The following is an 18,122-nucleotide window of genomic DNA, read 5'->3' on the forward strand; positions in this document are numbered from 1 at the left end:
GAGATAACCGCTGAAAGCATCTAAGCGGGAAACTTGCCTTGAGATGAGTCTTCCCTTGACTTGAGGTCACGGAAGGAACGTTTAAGACGAAGACGTGGATAGGCTGGGTGTGTAAGCGCAGCGATGCATTGAGCTGACCAGTACTAATGAACCGAGAGGCTTAACCTTACAACGCCGAAGGTGTTTTGGTGTCGGCAGGGCCGTAGAGAGATAAATTTTCAGCTTGTTGAACAGATTGAACCGGGTGGTTGCGGAAGAAGAGACGCGCCGCCTGGAATAAACCGAATATGCCTGGCGGCGATAGCGCGGCGGTCCCACCTGACCCCATGCCGAACTCAGCAGTGAAACGCCGTAGCGCCGATGGTAGTGTGGGGTCTCCCCATGTGAGAGTAGGGAACTGCCAGGCTTTAATTTAGCATTGTGTTGCGACAGCAAAGCAACATGAGGCAAAAGTAGCAGAGAGTAGGACAAACTCCGTCTGGAACGGGTTTGAACGTCGCGAGTGGCGATGGTCCGAAGGGCAAACGGCAGGAAAGCCGTTTATGAGCTGCTAAGTTTGATATTAAAGTTTTATGTCGTAGCAGCGATATAAATCAAAGAGAATTCGGTGGTGCGGTAGTTCAGTTGGTTAGAATACCGGCCTGTCACGCCGGGGGTCGCGGGTTCGAGCCCCGTCCGCACCGCCACCTTAATTTGTAGAGAAACCCTGAGAGAAATTTCAGGGTTTTTTGCTGTTTATGAATATTAAAATCAATAATTACCTTATTCTATTTGATAGAATCGGATAGTTTTTATAGTTATTCTGCATTTAAGAGGTTTTTTACGTGGTAAAAAAAACCTATGCGATAAGATATGTTGCTGGACAACCTGTTGAACGTGTCTTTCCTATGTCGACTCATCAGCTTGGGAATACATTACCTGTAGGTACTCCTTTGACCACTGGTACAAATGAGCTTAGGGTTGTTGTATGGAATATCTATAAACAGCAGCGTCCTTCATGGCGAAAGGTTCTGAAAGAGCTGACTAACGAAAGCCAGTTGATTTTATTACAAGAAGCGCAGACAACCCCTGATTTAGTTGAATTTGCTACCTCAAATTACCTAATATCTGATCAAGTTCCTGCATTTCTATTACCACAACACCCCTCTGGTGTAATGACGTTAGCAACTTCTCATCCTGTCTATTGCTGCCCACTGAGAGAGAAAGAGCCCCTTTTACGTTTATCTAAATCCGCTCTCATCACTGTTTATCTTTTACAGGATAATCGTCAGTTAATGGTTATTAATGTGCATGCGATAAATTTCAGTTTTGGTGTGGATGTGTATAGCCGCCAGTTGAATAACATTGGTGCTCATGTTCGTTTACATAATGGTCCAGTCATTATGGCTGGTGACTTTAATGCATGGAGTAAGCAACGATTAAATGCTTTAAAACGTTTTACCAGATATTTACACCTTGAAGAAGTATCTTTTACTGATGACTATAGAACAATCGCGTTTGGCAGACCTTTAGATTTTATTTTTTTCCGAGAGTTGAATATAGCTAATGCTACTGTAATACTCACTGATGCCTCCGATCATAATCCTCTTGTTGTGAATTTTTATTAATTCTTTATTATAAGAATATATTCGTCTATTTTTCAATGAATTAAATTCTTATTTAATTCATTGAAAAAACATGACTTTATGACTTAAAAATATTATATCATTATTACTTCGTTGTAACTGTTTATTATATGTTTCGACGGGTTTATATTATTAAAAATAAAATTTATTTCTATTGATATGATATATAAATTATTTTAATTAATATGTTTTGATTATATTAAGGTAAATATTAAATATATTTCATTTGGATAAATTAAAATAAATGCCAGATTAATCTGGCATTTATGAATGAAAATTATTTGTTTATCTGATGGATTTGAGAAATATTTTTCTTTTTGCTAAAGAAATAGGTGATTGATAATAAGATTACCCATGTGATTCCCACAATTAATGCAATGCGGGTTTTCTCGAAATAGCCCAGTAATACAATAACAAATACCATAAAGATAATGGTTAATGCAGGTGCTATTGGCCACATAGGAACGGGGAATTTCAGGGTCTTAGCTTCTTCTTTGCTCATTTTGCGACGCATAGCAACCTGAGAAAGTAGGATCATTAACCATACCCATACAGTAGCAAATGTTGCGATAGAGGCAATGATAATGAAAATTTCTTCCGGAATCATATAGTTGAGTATAACCCCAATTAATAGAACCGCTGACATAACGATTACAGTCATCCAGGGTACGCCATTACGGCTCAGCTTGGTGAATGATTTAGGCGCTTGTCCTTCTTGGGCCATGCCGTACATCATACGGCCAGCACCAAAAATATCGCTATTGATTGCTGAAACTGCGGCAGTAATCACTACAATATTGAGAATGTTAGCAGCAGAATTGATACCCAAGCTAGAAAAAATCTGTACGAATGGGCTACCTTCTTGACCGATCTGATTCCACGGATAGATACACATTAAAATAAACAGAGTCAGTACATAGAACAGCAGAATACGGAAAGGGACAGCATTGATTGCTTTTGGAATCGTTTTCTCAGGGTTTTTTGCCTCACTGGCAGTAATACCAATGACTTCAATACCGCCAAAAGCAAACATCACAATAGCGAGTGAAGCTATCACGCCACTGATGCCATTAGGCATAAAACCGCCATATTCCCACAAACTGGCAATACCGGTTGCATGATCTGTTTCTTGGCCGAATCCATAAACCATGATGACCATGCCACCGATAATCATAGCGATAATTGCGGTGACTTTCACAATAGAAAGCCAGAATTCCATTTCACCGAAAATCTTCACATGACAAAGATTAATTGCGCCAATAAAGCAGATAATGCTTAGTACCCAGATCCACTGTTCCACATGAGGGAACCAGAGCTTCATATAAAAACCAAATGCAGTAACGTCAGCCAGGCAGACGATCAACATTTCGAATATATAATTCCATCCGGTTAGAAATCCGGCTAAAGGTCCGAGGTAATGGCTGGCATAGTGTGAAAAAGAACCGGCTACTGGATGGTGAACAGCCATTTCACCTAATGCACGCATCACCATAAATACGGCAGCACCGCCGATTAAATAGGCGAGTAATACGGCGGGACCAGCTTGCTGAATAGCCGCTGCGGAGCCATAGAATAGCCCTGTGCCTATTGCGGAGCCTAATGCCATAAAGCGGATGTGCCGCCCGGTTAGACCCCGTTTCAGCTGAGTTTCATTATTCTGCATTATTTATTCCTGTCACTTTCTCAGTGCTAGATATATTTTAAGCACACAATGCCTCGACAAGTCGCATGTTAGCTAAGCGAAGCAAACCCCGTACCTTATCATAAAGATTGATGTTCGAGGGATAGATATCTGCAATAATGCGCCCTTGCCTAATGAAACCAGAGATTTTTATGTTTTACCCGATTAACGAAATATTCCAGACATTGCAGGGAGAAGGTTTTTTTACCGGAGTCCCGGCAATTTTTATTCGTCTACAAGGGTGTCCGGTTGGTTGTAGCTGGTGTGATACTAAACACACTTGGGAGAAAAAAGCGGAAAAGCAACGGACACTGGAAACAATTTTGCTGAAGACGAGTGAAAGCAATGAATGGAGTGAAGCATCGCCTAAGCAAATTGCGGCGCTGTTTGTTCAACAGAAATATACCGCACGTCACGTTGTTATCACTGGTGGTGAGCCTTGTCTTTATGATCTTATTCCTCTGACCGAAGAGTTAGAAAGCCTTGGCTACCAATGCCAGATAGAAACTAGTGGAACGTATCATGTTAAATGTTCTGTTGCTACTTGGGTGACGGTTTCACCAAAAGTTAATATGCGTGGTGGTTATCAGGTATTGCAGCAAGCTTTACAAAGGGCTAATGAAATAAAATATCCGGTTGCGAGGGAAAGAGATATTGAAGCATTGGATGAGTTATTGGCGACATTAGATGGCAACTCATCACGCATTATTGCACTGCAACCGATTAGCCAGAAAGAAGATGCTACCCGTTTATGTATTGAAACCTGTATTGCCCGTAATTGGCGGTTGTCTATGCAAACACATAAATATTTGAATATTGCCTGAGAAAAGCTTACTGCACTGGAGGTTTCCTAGTGCAGTAAGTTGTTTTATTTGCCGCGGAAAATACATCCCGCATTACAGGTTTCTTTCACCATAACGGCACTGAGTTGTGGAACTATTGGTTTAACTTTATGCCAAATCCAGGTTGCCAATACTTCGCTGGTTGGATTTTCCAGTCCAGGGATATCGTTCAGGTAATGGTGATCTAGCTGCTCCAAAATAGGCTTGAATAGGGCTTTTAAATCGGCAAAGTCCATAATCCAGCCACTATGAGGATTGACCTCCCCGGTCATTTCCAGTCGTACTATAAATGAGTGTCCATGCAGACGACCGCATTTATGGCCTTCTGGGACATGTGGCAGACGGTGGGCGGCTTCAAACTGAAAATCTTTAAAAATCGTTGTGCTCATAGTGGTTCTCCCTGACTTCAAAAAACCCGCTATTCTACCCTATCTTCTGAATTAAACCTGGTTTTTTCATTTTTTTGCCATTGCTCTTATTAACTGTTTTATAGATATATTAAATCTGTAAATATGGTTAGGCGTTTTGGTTATTTGATATTGCGATAGTTTCTTTAAATAGTAACAAGTCGCTGAGATAACCTTACAAACCATCCCTATTTATTTTCTCTACTAAAAATAACGGACATTAGTAATCGTAAAGGGCAGCACAGGACATGAGCATAAAACCACCTTCAATTTCACTTCTTCCGGTTTCACCTGAACAGCTAGTGCGTTTGCAATCGGCAATTGGGGATTTTTCACCAACTCAATTAGCCTGGCTGTCTGGTTATTTTTGGGGAATGGTAAATCAACAACCACAGGTTCAGGCTGTGGCTCCGGCGGTTCCGGCACAGGAGACGATTACATTAATTTCAGCTTCACAAACCGGTAATGCTCGTCGTTTAGCTGAGCAGCTCCGTGAGGATTTGTTGGCACAGAAACTCAATGTCAATCTATTCAACGCTGGTGATTATAAATTCAAACAAATTGCTCAAGAAAAGATACTGATAATTATTGCTTCTACTCAAGGTGAAGGAGAACCTGCTGAGGAAGCAGTTGCATTGTATAAATATCTCTATTCTAAAAAGGCACCAAAATTGAATGGTACGGTATTTGCGGTTTTTGGTCTGGGTGATACCTCTTATGAGCGTTTCTGCCAGGCTGGAAAAGATTTCGATAATCGTCTGAATGAATTAGGTGCTCAACGGCTTCTGGAACGTGTGGATGCTGATGTGGAATATCAACAAGTTGCGGCTCAGTGGCGTAAACAATTAACTGGGATCTTGAAACAGCGTATTCCGGCTGCGACAGGAACTGTGACTACTTCTGCACAGAACAGATCGGTAAATGAAATTTTTTCAACTTCTTATACTAAACAGGCACCATTAACTGCGGCTTTAGCTACTCGTCAGAAAATAACGGGTCGTGGTTCTGATAAAGATGTTCGCCATATTGAAATTGATCTGGGTGATTCAGGTTTGCGTTATCAGCCAGGTGATGCTTTGGGTGTTTGGTTTGAAAATGATCCGGAGCTGGTGGATGAAGTGTTGAATTTGCTCTGGTTGCAGGGAACAGAACAAGTTGAGGTTAATGGTCAGAAATTGTCATTAAGAGAAGCGCTGATCAGACACGTTGAGCTAACCCAAAATACCAGTGTGATTGTGGAAAAATACGCCGTTCTCGCGAAAGATGAAAAATTATTTTCTTTGATTGCTGATAAACAAGCATTACAGCAATACGCTCACAACAAACCGATTGCCGATATGATAAGAGAAGCGGCTTCTCAACCAGAGGCACAGCAATTTATTGATTTACTACGGCCTTTGACACCAAGACTCTATTCAATTTCTTCTTCTCAGGCAGAAGTGGAGAATGAAGTTCATCTTACAGTTGGCATGGTTCGTTATGAAATTAACGGCCGGGTCCGCACCGGCGGCGCATCCGGCTATCTAGCGGATCGCTTACAGGAAAATGGCGATATTCGTATTTTTATTGAGCATAACGATAATTTTCGTTTGCCTGCTGATCCACGCACGCCTGTCATCATGATTGGGCCGGGAACCGGAATTGCGCCATTTCGGGCGTTTATGCAGCAAAGAGAGGCCGATGGCGCGGAAGGGAAAAATTGGCTGTTCTTTGGTAATCCACATTTTACGGAGGATTTTCTCTATCAAGTGGAGTGGCAGCGTTATGTCAAAGATGGCTTGTTGACCCGCATTGATCTGGCATGGTCCCGTGATCAGCGGCATAAAGTTTATGTTCAGGACAAGCTGCGTGAGCAAGGTGAAGAAGTGTGGTGTTGGATAGAGGAAGGGGCACATCTGTACGTGTGTGGTGATGCAAACCGCATGGCGAAAGATGTGGAACATGCGTTGTTGGATATTATTGCTGAGCATGGTGGCATGGATACCGAACAGGCAGATGAATTTTTAAGTGAACTGCGTCTTGAGCGCCGTTATCAGAGGGATGTGTACTAATGAACGATAAACAACATGGTCCTTTGATTGTCGAAGGTAAACTGGCTGACAGTGAGCGTATGAAGCAGGAGAGTAATTTCCTGCGAGGTACGATCAGCGAAGATTTAACTAATGGCTTGACGGGAGGTTTTGAAGGGGACAATTTCCTGTTGATTCGTTTTCATGGCATGTATCAGCAGGATGATCGTGATATCCGTGCTGAACGCACAGAGCAAAAACTGGAGCCACGTCATGCAATGATGTTGCGCTGTCGTTTGCCGGGTGGCGTGATTACGCCACAACAATGGTTGGGCATTGATAAGTTTGCTGAAGAGAATACCCTTTATGGCAGTATCCGGTTGACTAACCGCCAGACATTTCAATTTCATGGCATTCTAAAAGGGAATGTAAAACTTGCGCATCAATTGCTGAATCAAGTTGGACTGGATTCGCTCGCGACGGCGAATGACGTTAACCGCAATGTGCTTTGTACCTCGAATCCTATTCAATCAGAGCTACATCAGCAAGCTTACGAATGGGCGAAGAAAATCTCAGAACATTTACTGCCACGTACCCGTGCTTATGCTGAACTCTGGTTGGATAAAGAAAAAGTCGCAACGACCGATGAAGAGCCGATTCTTGGACCGACTTATTTGCCGCGTAAATTCAAAACCACGGTAGTTATTCCTCCACAGAATGATGTTGATCTGCATGCCAACGATCTGAATTTTATTGCCATTGCAGAAGGTAGCAAGCTGGTTGGTTTTAACGTGTTGGTGGGGGGGGGGTTAGCGATGACTCACGGTGATAAAAATACCTATCCAAGTATGGCGAGTGAGTTTGGTTATATCCCGCTGGTACATACGCTGGCAATTGCGGAAGCTGTGGTGACAACTCAGCGTGATTGGGGTAACCGGACTGAGCGTAAAAATGCCAAAACCAAATATACGTTGGAGCGGGTTGGAGTTGATACTTTTAAAGAAGAGGTAGAGAGACGCGCTGGCGTGAAATTTGAGGCAATCCGACCTTATGAATTTACTGGTCGAGGTGATCAAATTGGCTGGCTGAAAGGCATCGATGATAAATGGCATTTGACGCTGTTTATCGAGAATGGTCGCCTTTTGGACTACCCCGGCAAGCCGCTGAAAAGCGGTGTTGCTGAAATTGCAAAAATACATAAAGGGGATTTTCGCCTGACGGCCAACCAGAACTTAATCATTGCTGGTATTCCTGAAAGTGAGAAACAACGCATTGAAACCATCGCCCGTCAGCATGGATTGATTGACGATAAAACCACAGTTCAGCGTGAAAATTCAATGGCTTGTGTCTCTTTCCCAACGTGCCCATTGGCAATGGCTGAGGCTGAACGTTTTTTACCGGAGTTTGTCACTCATGTTGAACAATTGATGAATAAACACGGTATTGGTGATGAACATATTGTTTTGCGGGTGACGGGTTGTCCGAATGGTTGTGGTAGAGCGATGTTGGCGGAGGTAGGGCTAGTCGGCAAAGCGCTTGATCGTTATAACCTTCATCTTGGTGGTAATCGGATTGGTACCCGTATTCCACGCATGTATAAAGAAAATATCAGCTCACAAGAGATCTTATCCATCATGGATGAACTTATTGGGCGTTGGGCGATAGGTCGGCAGCCAAATGAAGGTTTTGGTGATTTCCTGATCCGCACGGATATTATCAAACCGGTACTGGATTCAGCCCGCGATTTTTACGATTGGCAGGAGGCGGTATGAGCCAATTCAGCTTGTCTCAATTTGTTAGTATGACTGCTGAACAGCAAGAGCAATCATTGGCTGAGATTAATCTTCGGCTTGAAATGATGGATGCTCACCAGAGGGTAAACTGGGTATTGGAAAATTTGCCAGGGGAGTTTGTTCTTTCCTCCAGTTTTGGTATTCAAGCGGCGGTATGTCTTCATTTAGTGACACAAGAATATCCTGATATTCCGGTCATTCTTACTGATACGGGTTATCTATTCCCTGAAACTTATCAATTCATAGATAAACTCACAACGCAGTTGAAACTGAATTTGCAAGTATTCAGTGCTGAGTATTCTCCGGCTTGGCAAGAGGCTCGTTATGGGAAATTGTGGGAACAAGGCGTAGAGGGAATAGAGCGTTACAATCAGATTAATAAGGTTGAACCAATGAATCGAGCTTTGAAAAATCTGAGAGCACAAAGTTGGTTTGCTGGTTTACGCCGTCAGCAATCTGAAAGTCGATCAAAATTACCGGTTCTGGCTGTACAGCGGGGAGTATTTAAGATTTTGCCGATTATCGACTGGGATAACCGGCGTGTGCATCAATATCTGACAAAGCATGGCTTGGAATATCATCCATTATGGGAACAAGGTTATCTCTCTGTTGGTGACATCCATACAACCCAAAAATGGGAACCGGGCATGAGTGAAGAACAAACCCGTTTTTTTGGCTTGAAGCGAGAATGTGGGTTACATGAGAATTAAAAATCCGGTATTTACTGAATGGGATTGATAATAAAGCCCTCGCTTTGCTTTGGGGCGAGGGTGATGATTAATATAATATAGTCTGAAAAACAATTTAGTCTTTTTTGCAGTGGATTTTTATGTATGTTTTATTCGTTCATTTAAAGTTTCAATGATGAACGCGATCACCGAAATCTGATGCTCGGCTGCTGCACAATGTAATCGCTCCCCAAATGATTCGGGGTAGCGCGGAGTATAGCCCTGTTCTAGAGAGGTTGGCTATATTCCATTACAGAACAATTAATTCCTTTTTGTCATTTTATAACTTTACCGCCGACTCATATATTCATTCGAAACAGTTTCAGTACTTATAAATATTTCACTGGATATCAAGGGCAATCGTGGATTACTTACCGATATTTGTTGAGCTAAAAGGGCGGCTTGTATTGCTTGTCGGTGGTGGAGAAGTGGCCGCACGTAAGGCGACTCTACTACTACGGGCAGGTGCATTATTACAAGTTGTAGCGCCTGAATTGTGCTCTGAATTACAACAGCGTTATCAAGCTGGTGAGTTGGAATGGTATAAGGAAGAATTCCAGCCTGAATATCTTGATGGCATCTTTTTGGTCATTGCTGCGACTGATGATTATATTCTGAATCATCGGGTTTTTGCTGAGGCGAATAGGCGCAGTGTTTTGGTCAATGTGGTTGATGATCAAGCTCATTGCTCATTTATTTTTCCATCAATTATTGACCGCTCTCCGGTTTTGGTGGCGATTTCATCGGCGGGAAAAGCGCCAGTATTGGCGCGTTTAATCCGCGAGAAATTGGAAGCGTTACTGCCTTCCAGCCTTGGCATGATGGCAAACATCGCCGGGAATTGGCGTGATCGAGTAAAACAGCGATTAACTTCCATGCGCCAGCGTCGTTCTTTTTGGGAACAGGCTTTCAATGGTCGTTTCGCTATGTTGGTTGCAAACGGTCAGATCCAACAGGCGGAAAAACAGCTTGAGCAACAACTAGAACAGTCTGATTCGCAGGGAGAACTGGCTTTGGTTGGGGCTGGTCCTGGTGATCCGGGATTGCTGACGTTAAAGGGGTTACAGGTTATTCAGCAGGCAGATGTAGTGCTTTATGATCATTTGGTGAGCAGTGATGTACTGGATCTGGTTCGCCGTGATGCAGATAAAATTTGCGTTGGCAAAAGAGCGGGTAATCACTCTGTTTCTCAAGAGGAAACTAACCGATTGATTGTGAAATTTGCCGGACAGGGGAAAAAAGTGGTTCGTCTTAAAGGCGGTGATCCCTTTATTTTTGGCCGTGGCGGTGAAGAACTACAAGTTGCAGCATCGGCAGGTATCCCTTTTCAGGTTGTACCGGGCATTACCGCCGCCATCGGGGCGGCGGCTTATGCAGGAATTCCGCTAACTCATCGGGAACATTCACAGAGTATCACTTTTATTACTGGTCATTGTCGAGAAAAGGGTAATGAGTTGGATTGGCCAGCTTTAGCCAGAGGCAATCAGACTCTGGTGATTTATATGGGGACGGTAAAGGCAGCCTTGATAAGTCATCAATTAATTTTACATGGGCGAGCGAAAGAGACACCAGTAGCCGTCATTGGTGGTGGTACTCGTCTAGAGCAGCAAGTGTTAACCGGCACTTTGCTTGAACTGGAACAGTTAGCACAGAGGGCACCGTCGCCGGCCTTACTGGTGGTGGGAGAGGTGGCTCAACTCCACCATCAGATAGCTTGGTTTGGGCAGCAGTCTATTGCCAAGATAAGCCGTCCGGCAGTAGTCGATTTTGCATAAGGAGTTGTAATGGATGAGAAAAGATTGACACACTTGCAGCAACTTGAAGCTGAAAGTATTCATATTATACGGGAAGTGGCCGCCGAGTTTGAAAACCCAGTGATGCTTTACTCTATCGGTAAAGATTCTTCGGTCATGCTTCATCTTGCACGCAAGGCGTTCTATCCGGGAACATTGCCGTTTCCTTTTCTGCACGTGGATACGGGCTGGAAATTTCGTGAAATGTATGAGTTTCGTGATCGTACTGCTAAGAATTACGGCTTTGAACTATTGGTGTATCGCAACCCGCAAGGGGAAGCAATGGGAATCAATCCATTTGTGCATGGTAGTGCCAAACATACTGACATCATGAAAACCGAAGGGTTAAAGCAGGCGCTGGATAAATATGGTTTTGATGCCGCTTTCGGCGGTGCTCGTCGTGATGAAGAGAAATCACGTGCCAAAGAGAGGATCTATTCCTTCCGTGATCGTTCACATCGTTGGGACCCTAAAAACCAGCGTCCTGAATTGTGGCGTAATTACAACGGCCAGATCAACAAAGGTGAAAGTATTCGCGTATTCCCATTGTCTAACTGGACTGAACTGGATGTTTGGCAATACATCTATTTGGAGCAAATTGATATTGTTCCTCTTTATTTTGCCAAATTACGCCCGGTATTGGAGCGTGAGGGTACGCTGATTATGGTTGATGACAATCGGATCGATCTGAAACCTGGTGAGGTTATCAGCCAGCGCAAAGTTCGTTTCCGTACTCTTGGTTGTTGGCCGCTGACGGGAGCAGTGAAATCTGATGCTGAAACATTGCCGGAAATTATTGAAGAGATGCTGATATCGACGACAAGTGAACGGCAAGGGCGGCTGATTGATAGTGATCAATCTGCTTCTATGGAACTGAAAAAACGTCAAGGTTATTTCTAAGGAGAACAACCATGTCAGCACTTGCACAGAATGAAACTATTGCTCATCAAATTAAACAACAGGGCGGCGTAGAAGCTTATCTGCACGCTCAACAAGAGAAAGGATTACTGCGTTTCCTGACATGTGGCAGCGTGGATGATGGCAAAAGTACTCTGATTGGACGCTTGTTACATGATACCCGTCAGATCTACGAAGATCAGCTTTCAGTATTGCAGAATGACAGTAAACGTATCGGTACTCAGGGTGAAAAATTAGATCTGGCTTTATTGGTGGATGGTCTTGCCGCAGAGCGCGAACAGGGTATCACCATTGATGTGGCTTATCGTTATTTTTCAACAGAAAAACGCAAATTTATCATTGCTGATACACCGGGACATGAGCAGTACACCCGTAATATGGCAACGGGTGCATCGACCTGTGATCTCTCTATTCTGTTGATTGATGCGCGTAAAGGTGTTCAGGAGCAGACCCGTCGTCACAGTTTTATCAGTACATTGCTAGGTATTCGCCATTTGGTGGTAGCGGTGAATAAAATGGATTTGATGGAATATCGTCAGGAAGTTTTTGATCAGATCAAACAGAATTATATGAATTTCGCTGCCCAATTGCCGATAGATTTGGACGTTCATTTTGTCCCAATCTCTGCACTTGATGGCGATAATATTGTCACTAGAAGTCGTAATATGGATTGGTATGAAGGACCAACGTTGTTGGATATCCTTGAAGCAGTTGATGTAAAAAAGGAAGCCTCGAAGCAGTTACTGCGCTTCCCGGTACAGTATGTTAGCCGGCCTGATCTCGATTTTCGTGGTTACAGTGGCACACTTTCGTCTGGGATTTTACGTAAAGGGCAGAAAGTTAAAATCATGCCATCCGGTATCTGCTCTCAGGTGGAGCGGATAGTGACTTTTAATGGTGATTTGAATTTTGCTGTTCCGGGTGAAACCATTACGGTGGTGCTGAAAGACGAAATTGATATCAGCCGAGGTGATCTCCTGATTTCTGCCGATGATGAGATGATGGTTACCCGGCATGCGCTGGTGGATGTGGTATGGATGTCTGAACAGCCTTTGGTGCAGGGGCAGAACCTTGATATCAAAGTGGCGGGTAAAAAGAGTCGTGGGAAAGTTGAGAACATTCAATATCAAGTGGATATTACTCACCTGACACAGCGGGTGACTGTTGATTTACCATTAAATGCCATTGGATCGGTGGAATTTTCTTTTGAAGAACCATTAATGCTCGATAGCTATCAGCAAAATAGCGACACTGGCGGCATTATTTTGATTGATCGACTGACTAATGTCACTGTTGGTGCGGGGTTGGTACGTGAAATTCAGACAGATGTTTATGAAGGGCCAAAAGAATTCAGCGAATTTGAACTGGAATTGAATCGGTTGATTCGTCGTCATTTCCCTCATTGGGGAGCCAGAGATTTACTGGGAGGTAAATAAAGTGGCAGACATTGAAAATTTGCCATCAGAAAATATTGTCTGGCATCCACATCAACTGACCAGAGCGCAGCGGGAGATTGAAAATGGGCATCCTGCATTGGTTATTTGGTTCACTGGTTTATCGGGTTCAGGGAAATCCACTGTGGCCGGGGCTTTAGAGCAGGCCCTGTTTCAACGGGGAATAAAAACGTATTTGCTTGATGGTGATAACTTGCGTCATGGCCTTTGTAGTGATTTGGGTTTCTCTGAACAGGATAGGCAGGAAAATATCCGCCGTGTGGGTGAAGTTGCCAGTTTAATGGTCGATGCGGGTTTAGTCGTGCTGACGGCTTTTATCTCCCCTCATAAAGCAGAGCGGAAAAAGGTTCGTGAACTGTTGGAACCGGGGAAATTTATTGAAGTTTTTGTCGATACACCACTGGAAATTTGTGAATCCCGTGATCCGAAAGGATTGTACAAAAAAGCCCGTGCCGGTGAAATTCGTCATTTCACGGGGATTGATTCAGTCTATGAGGTTCCCGATAACCCGGAAATTTATCTTCCAGGCCAGCAATCCGTTGAAATCTCCGTGGCCCAGTTGCTGGTGGAATTGGAAAAGAGCGGCATTATACGCTCAATGATTCATCACGGATAACGTCAACAAAAAGCACATTATTGCGTTTTCAGTGATGTGCTTGTGTAAAATAGCTGCATTCAACTATTTTTCTCATACCCTGTTTTGTGATAGTGGCGTCATTCTTTGAGTTATGGGATGATTGACAGATATTTTAGGGGGCGGAAATGGGTAAACTGACGCTACTATTGCTGGTTTTACTTGGATGGCTACAGTATTCACTGTGGCTTGGTAAAAACGGCATTCATGATTATGTGCGGGTTAAGAATGATGTTGCGATGCAAGAGCGTAATAACAGCAAACTTAAAGCGCGTAACGATCAGTTATCGGCGGAAATTGATGATCTTACGGGTGGACAAGAAGCTATCGAAGAGCGATCCCGTAGTGAATTGGGTATGATCAAACCGGGTGAAACTTTCTATCGTTTAATCGTTGATAAATCTAAAGAAAACACTTCGCGTCCCTCGACTCCAAATAATACTCAATAATTAAAATGAACAATCTATTACTTCGTTCCTGTGCTGATATTATTGCTTTGGTACCAGCAGCGGGTATTGGTAGCCGAATGAATTCGGATTGCCCAAAGCAATACCTGTCTATTGCTGGAAAGACTATTATTGAGCACACCTTGGCTGCATTACTTGCTCATCCCCGTATTCAGCATGTTGTGATTGTTTTAAATCCCGCGGACACACAGTTTCAATCCCTTGAGGTTGCATCAGATTCGCGCATTACTACGGTAACTGGTGGTGAACAGCGAGCAGATTCTGTGCTGGCTGGTTTAAATCATCTGGTTCATTTGACTGGCAATGATCATTGCTGGGTTTTAGTGCATGATGCGGCCCGCCCTTGTTTACACCATGACGATCTTGACCGTTTGTTACAATTAGCAGAAGCCGATGAACAGGGAAATATGGCATGCGGTGGTATTCTGGCATCGCCGGTCCGCGATACGATGAAACGCGGACGGGTTGGTCAGATTATTGACCATACAGTAGAACGGCAAGGTCTCTGGCATGCACTGACACCGCAGTTTTTTCCGTTGATGTTACTAAGGGATTGTTTATCAAAAGCACTTTCTCAACACGCTAATATTACAGATGAAGCTTCCGCACTGGAATATTGTGGTTATCAACCGGTGTTGGTTAACGGGCGTTCGGACAATATAAAAGTCACGCGTCCTGAGGATTTGGCATTGGCAGAATTTTATCTGTCTAGAAAATAAAGGAACAGACATCATGAGGATCGGACACGGTTTCGATGTACATAAATTTGGTGGTGAAGGACCGATTATTATCGGTGGTGTTCGTATTCCTTATGAACAAGGGTTGTTAGCGCATTCCGATGGTGATGTTGCTCTCCATGCAGCAACGGATGCTTTGTTAGGTGCTGCGGCATTGGGCGATATCGGGAAATTATTCCCAGACACTGATCCGGCGTTTAAAGGGGTGGATAGCCGTAAATTATTGCGCGAAGCCTATTCACGTATCAGAGAAAAGGGGTATCGGATTGGCAATCTGGATATTACGATTATCGCTCAAGCACCCAAAATGTTGCCGCATATTCCACAAATGAGAGTCAATCTGGCAGAAGATCTGCAATGTCACATTGATGATATTAATGTTAAAGCCACAACCACCGAAAAATTGGGATTTGTTGGGCGTAAAGAAGGTATTGCTTGCGAAGCGGTTGCTTTGCTGGTTAAGGAATAATTGATGGTATTGGCTGAATTAAATTGGCTGTATGGGCAATCGGAAGCGACGGGGATATTAAAGGCTTCGCCGGAAGATTTTATTGTCTGTGAAGATTTGGGATTTTCTCCTGATGGAGAAGGTGAGCACTTAATGGTGCATATTCGTAAAACGGGTTGTAATACTCAATTTGTTGCAGATAACCTCGCTCGTTTCGCTGGTATACCGTCTAGATCGGTCAGTTATGCTGGTTTAAAAGACCGTAATGCAGTGACAGAACAGTGGTTTTGTTTGCACTTACCGGGCAAACAAGATCCTGATTTTGCCTCGTTTCAGCTTGAGGGATGTGAAGTTCTGACGACAGCTCGTCAGAAACGTAAATTGCGCATTGGCGCATTGAAAGGAAACTCATTTACACTTATTTTGCGGGAAATCAGTCATCACCAAGTGGTTGAAAACAGACTACAGTTGATTCAGCAAAGTGGTGTGCCTAACTATTTTGGTGAACAGCGTTTTGGTCGGGATGGACAGAATCTGATTCAAGCGCAGCGTTGGGCAAATAATGAAATCCGAGTAAAAGAGAGAAATAAACGCAGTTTTTATCTGTCAGCTAGTCGTAGTGCTATGTTTAATGCGGTAGCCAGTGCGCGGGTTGCTCTGAAACAGCAACAACAGGTAATGAAGGGTGACGCCCTACAATTAACAGGGCGTGGTAGTTGGTTTGTTGCTGACGAAGCTGAATTGCCTTTATTGCAACAGCGGGTGATTGATGGAGAATTACAAATAACAGCACCGCTGCCTGGTGACAGTGAATTGGGAACACAGCACCAAGCTGTGGATTTTGAACGGCAATATTTGCAGCCTTATGAATCGTTGTGGGAACTTATCAAGCGTGAAAGGGTGGAAGGTTCTCGTAGGGCGATTCTGGTGCAGCCTCAGAATCTGAATTGGCAATGGCAAGATAATGACACGGTAAAAATCAGTTTCTGGTTGCCTGCTGGCAGTTTTGCTACCAGTGTGGTCAGGGAAATAATCAATCAGGATCAAAATAATGTTACGAATATTGTTGAGTAATGATGATGGTGTGACCGCTCCAGGGATTCAGGCTTTGGCGGCTGCATTGCGTGAAAGTTATCATGTGCAGGTTGTTGCTCCTGATCGTAATCGGAGTGGTGCATCTAATGCATTGACCCTTGATCGTTCATTAAGTGTTAATACGCTGGAGAATGGTGATATTTCGGTATTGGGCGGCACACCAACAGATTGTGTTTATCTCGGTGTTAATCGGCTGGTTCTTCCGCGCCCTGAAATTGTTGTTTCTGGTATTAATCGTGGCCCTAACCTTGGGGATGATGTGATTTATTCCGGTACGGTTGCGGCTGCGATGGAAGGTCGTCATCTGGGGTTGCCGGCATTGGCTATTTCACTTGATGGCGAATTGCATTATGAAACAGCGGCAGAAATCACATGTCGTTTACTACAGATGCTACAAACAACGCCTTTGAGAGCAGGTAATATTTTAAATGTGAATGTTCCTGATCTGCCACTTGAGCACATTAAAGGTTTTCGGGTGACACGTTGTGGTAGCCGTCATGCCGCGGAAGAAGTTTATTCTATGCAAGATCCGAAAGGTAACATGCTTTATTGGTTGGGGCCACCGGGAGATAAATATGATGCTGGTCCTGAAACAGATTTTGCGGCGGTGGAACAGGGATATGTATCTATTACGCCATTACAGGTAGATCTGACTTCGTATAAAGCGCAGGCGTTAGTAAGAGATTGGTTAGCTAAAGCTGAGGTTGATGGAGAATGCTGAGTCGGGCAATGAAAAATTTGCTGACACAATTACGCCAGCAGGGAATAGATGATGAACGTTTACTGGCCGCCATTTCTGCCGTGCCTAGAGAACGTTTTGTCGATGAAGCACTGGCACATAAAGCGTATGAAAATACGGCCTTGCCTATTGGTTATGGGCAAACGATTTCTCAGCCTTATATTGTTGCCCGTATGACTGAGCTGCTTCAGTTAACACCGGATGCTAAGGTTTTGGAAATTGGTACTGGCTCTGGTTATCAGACAGCAATATTAGCGCATTTGGTCAAACATGTTTTCTCGGTAGAACGGATCAAGGGCTTACAGTGGCAGGCTAAACGGAGATTGAAACAGCTTGATTTGCATAATGTTTCAACCCGTCATGGGGATGGTTGGCAAGGATGGCCGTCGCGTGGGTTATTTGATGCTATTATTGTGACCGCTGCGCCTCCGTATATCCCACAAGAATTGATGCTTCAGCTTGCTGATGGTGGTGTGATGGTTTTGCCCGTTGGCGAGCATACACAAATTCTTAAATCCATGAAACGTCATGGCAATGGTTTTCATAGTGAAGTGATCGAAGCTGTGCGTTTTGTGCCCCTTGTGCAAGGGGAACTGGCTTAAATTCATAGTCTATTGCAACTATTTTTCAATTAATGGTTATATTTGCTTTAATAAGCGAAATTATTTTCGTTTCGAGATTTTTGTGGTTATGTATAACCTTTAAGAATTATTAATTTTTTACGCTTATCTTTGCCGTTATGGGGGAAGGAA

The 18,122-nt window shown here is 43.6% G+C and carries 17 protein-coding genes, 1 tRNA gene, 2 rRNA genes and 1 pseudogene; 18 read left to right on the forward strand and 3 right to left on the reverse strand.

All coding sequences use genetic code 11. The features are described 5' to 3' along the window. The 4 genes from AAC155_RS21340 to AAC155_RS21355 form a co-directional block, all read left to right on the forward strand. Positions 1-168 (forward strand): 23S ribosomal RNA (locus AAC155_RS21340); the annotation flags it as partial. Between the two features lie 122 nt (positions 169-290). Next, positions 291-406: ribosomal RNA gene (rrf, locus tag AAC155_RS21345) — 5S ribosomal RNA — on the forward strand. A gap of 203 nt (positions 407-609) precedes the next feature. Further along, positions 610-686, forward strand: a tRNA-Asp gene (locus AAC155_RS21350). Positions 687-824: 138 nt separating this feature from the next. Then, entirely contained in the window at positions 825-1,607 is a 783-nt protein-coding gene (locus AAC155_RS21355) for an endonuclease/exonuclease/phosphatase family protein (protein WP_112879886.1), read from the forward strand. Positions 1,608-1,902: 295 nt separating this feature from the next. Here the strand turns inward: AAC155_RS21355 and AAC155_RS21360 are convergent, their stop codons facing one another. Continuing rightward, entirely contained in the window at positions 1,903-3,288 is a 1,386-nt protein-coding gene (locus AAC155_RS21360) for an amino acid permease (protein WP_113044063.1), read from the reverse strand. A gap of 170 nt (positions 3,289-3,458) precedes the next feature. On the opposite strand from AAC155_RS21360, the gene queE reads away from it, so the two are divergent. Next, positions 3,459-4,130 carry a 7-carboxy-7-deazaguanine synthase QueE gene (gene queE / locus AAC155_RS21365; RefSeq protein ID WP_113044090.1) on the forward strand — a complete coding sequence of 224 codons (672 nt, stop codon included), beginning with the start codon at positions 3,459-3,461 and terminating at the stop codon, positions 4,128-4,130. A gap of 44 nt (positions 4,131-4,174) precedes the next feature. Here the strand turns inward: queE and queD are convergent, their stop codons facing one another. Next, positions 4,175-4,537: a 6-carboxytetrahydropterin synthase QueD gene (gene queD, locus AAC155_RS21370; RefSeq protein WP_113044064.1), complete on the reverse strand. Its 363-nt coding sequence runs from the start codon at positions 4,535-4,537 to the stop codon at positions 4,175-4,177. A gap of 266 nt (positions 4,538-4,803) precedes the next feature. Between queD and cysJ the strand changes: the two genes are divergently transcribed. Genes cysJ through AAC155_RS21385 form a run of 3 tightly spaced genes read left to right on the forward strand, consistent with a single transcriptional unit; the run spans position 4,804 to position 9,067 of the window. Next, positions 4,804-6,606 carry an NADPH-dependent assimilatory sulfite reductase flavoprotein subunit gene (gene cysJ, locus AAC155_RS21375; protein WP_113044065.1) on the forward strand — a complete coding sequence of 601 codons (1,803 nt, stop codon included), beginning with the start codon at positions 4,804-4,806 and terminating at the stop codon, positions 6,604-6,606. Then, the gene (gene cysI, locus AAC155_RS21380; RefSeq protein ID WP_113044066.1) at positions 6,606-8,336 is read left to right on the forward strand and encodes an assimilatory sulfite reductase (NADPH) hemoprotein subunit; all 1,731 of its coding nucleotides are present in this window, start codon (positions 6,606-6,608) and stop codon (positions 8,334-8,336) included. The genes cysJ and cysI overlap by 1 nt, the downstream gene beginning before the upstream one ends. Continuing rightward, positions 8,333-9,067 carry a phosphoadenylyl-sulfate reductase gene (locus AAC155_RS21385; protein ID WP_113044067.1) on the forward strand — a complete coding sequence of 245 codons (735 nt, stop codon included), beginning with the start codon at positions 8,333-8,335 and terminating at the stop codon, positions 9,065-9,067. Before cysI ends, AAC155_RS21385 begins: the two co-directional genes overlap by 4 nt. A 117-nt stretch (positions 9,068-9,184) precedes the next feature. On the opposite strand, the pseudogene AAC155_RS21390 reads toward AAC155_RS21385, so the two are convergent. Then, positions 9,185-9,304, reverse strand: a pseudogene (locus AAC155_RS21390) (toxin-antitoxin system HicB family antitoxin); the annotation flags it as partial. Positions 9,305-9,447: 143 nt separating this feature from the next. On the opposite strand from AAC155_RS21390, the gene cysG reads away from it, so the two are divergent. The 10 genes from cysG (at position 9,448) to AAC155_RS21440 (ending at position 17,972) form a co-directional block, all read left to right on the forward strand. Further along, the gene (gene cysG / locus AAC155_RS21395; protein ID WP_113044068.1) at positions 9,448-10,860 is read left to right on the forward strand and encodes a siroheme synthase CysG; all 1,413 of its coding nucleotides are present in this window, start codon (positions 9,448-9,450) and stop codon (positions 10,858-10,860) included. Positions 10,861-10,869: 9 nt separating this feature from the next. Beyond that, positions 10,870-11,778: a sulfate adenylyltransferase subunit CysD gene (cysD, locus tag AAC155_RS21400; protein WP_113044069.1), complete on the forward strand. Its 909-nt coding sequence runs from the start codon at positions 10,870-10,872 to the stop codon at positions 11,776-11,778. Between the two features lie 11 nt (positions 11,779-11,789). After that, complete coding sequence (gene cysN, locus AAC155_RS21405; protein WP_113044070.1) at positions 11,790-13,232, forward strand: sulfate adenylyltransferase subunit CysN; 1,443 nt, start codon at positions 11,790-11,792, stop codon at positions 13,230-13,232. Position 13,233: 1 nt separating this feature from the next. Continuing rightward, entirely contained in the window at positions 13,234-13,866 is a 633-nt protein-coding gene (cysC, locus tag AAC155_RS21410) for an adenylyl-sulfate kinase (protein WP_113044071.1), read from the forward strand. A gap of 146 nt (positions 13,867-14,012) precedes the next feature. Beyond that, positions 14,013-14,333, forward strand: coding sequence for a cell division protein FtsB (ftsB, locus tag AAC155_RS21415; protein ID WP_065390098.1), 321 nt, complete (start codon positions 14,013-14,015; stop codon positions 14,331-14,333). 5 nt (positions 14,334-14,338) lie between these two features. Next, the gene (ispD, locus tag AAC155_RS21420; RefSeq protein WP_113044072.1) at positions 14,339-15,070 is read left to right on the forward strand and encodes a 2-C-methyl-D-erythritol 4-phosphate cytidylyltransferase; all 732 of its coding nucleotides are present in this window, start codon (positions 14,339-14,341) and stop codon (positions 15,068-15,070) included. Between the two features lie 13 nt (positions 15,071-15,083). After that, positions 15,084-15,557: a 2-C-methyl-D-erythritol 2,4-cyclodiphosphate synthase gene (gene ispF / locus AAC155_RS21425; protein WP_011145090.1), complete on the forward strand. Its 474-nt coding sequence runs from the start codon at positions 15,084-15,086 to the stop codon at positions 15,555-15,557. A gap of 3 nt (positions 15,558-15,560) precedes the next feature. Next, positions 15,561-16,610, forward strand: coding sequence for a tRNA pseudouridine(13) synthase TruD (gene truD, locus AAC155_RS21430; RefSeq protein WP_113044073.1), 1,050 nt, complete (start codon positions 15,561-15,563; stop codon positions 16,608-16,610). Next, positions 16,588-17,352, forward strand: a complete 765-nt coding sequence (gene surE, locus AAC155_RS21435; RefSeq protein ID WP_113044074.1) for a 5'/3'-nucleotidase SurE — start codon at positions 16,588-16,590, stop codon at positions 17,350-17,352. The genes truD and surE overlap by 23 nt, the downstream gene beginning before the upstream one ends. Further along, positions 17,346-17,972, forward strand: a complete 627-nt coding sequence (locus tag AAC155_RS21440) for a protein-L-isoaspartate(D-aspartate) O-methyltransferase (protein WP_112877122.1) — start codon at positions 17,346-17,348, stop codon at positions 17,970-17,972. Before surE ends, AAC155_RS21440 begins: the two co-directional genes overlap by 7 nt. Positions 17,973-18,122: the final 150 nt, after the last annotated feature.

Source organism: Photorhabdus sp. HUG-39, assembly GCF_963878365.1.
In the GTDB taxonomy this organism is placed as follows: domain Bacteria; phylum Pseudomonadota; class Gammaproteobacteria; order Enterobacterales; family Enterobacteriaceae; genus Photorhabdus; species Photorhabdus kayaii.

Coding starts and splice junctions, on each gene's coding strand:
- AAC155_RS21440 (WP_112877122.1), top strand. CDS start 17,346: ATGCTGAGTCGGGCAATGAAAAATTTGCTGACACAATTACGCCAGCAG.
- cysI (WP_113044066.1), top strand. CDS start 6,606: ATGAACGATAAACAACATGGTCCTTTGATTGTCGAAGGTAAACTGGCT.
- truD (WP_113044073.1), top strand. CDS start 15,561: ATGGTATTGGCTGAATTAAATTGGCTGTATGGGCAATCGGAAGCGACG.
- surE (WP_113044074.1), top strand. CDS start 16,588: ATGTTACGAATATTGTTGAGTAATGATGATGGTGTGACCGCTCCAGGG.
- cysN (WP_113044070.1), top strand. CDS start 11,790: ATGTCAGCACTTGCACAGAATGAAACTATTGCTCATCAAATTAAACAA.
- ispD (WP_113044072.1), top strand. CDS start 14,339: ATGAACAATCTATTACTTCGTTCCTGTGCTGATATTATTGCTTTGGTA.
- AAC155_RS21360 (WP_113044063.1), bottom strand. CDS start 3,288: ATGCAGAATAATGAAACTCAGCTGAAACGGGGTCTAACCGGGCGGCAC.
- cysJ (WP_113044065.1), top strand. CDS start 4,804: ATGAGCATAAAACCACCTTCAATTTCACTTCTTCCGGTTTCACCTGAA.
- queD (WP_113044064.1), bottom strand. CDS start 4,537: ATGAGCACAACGATTTTTAAAGATTTTCAGTTTGAAGCCGCCCACCGT.
- ftsB (WP_065390098.1), top strand. CDS start 14,013: ATGGGTAAACTGACGCTACTATTGCTGGTTTTACTTGGATGGCTACAG.
- ispF (WP_011145090.1), top strand. CDS start 15,084: ATGAGGATCGGACACGGTTTCGATGTACATAAATTTGGTGGTGAAGGA.
- AAC155_RS21385 (WP_113044067.1), top strand. CDS start 8,333: ATGAGCCAATTCAGCTTGTCTCAATTTGTTAGTATGACTGCTGAACAG.
- cysD (WP_113044069.1), top strand. CDS start 10,870: ATGGATGAGAAAAGATTGACACACTTGCAGCAACTTGAAGCTGAAAGT.
- queE (WP_113044090.1), top strand. CDS start 3,459: ATGTTTTACCCGATTAACGAAATATTCCAGACATTGCAGGGAGAAGGT.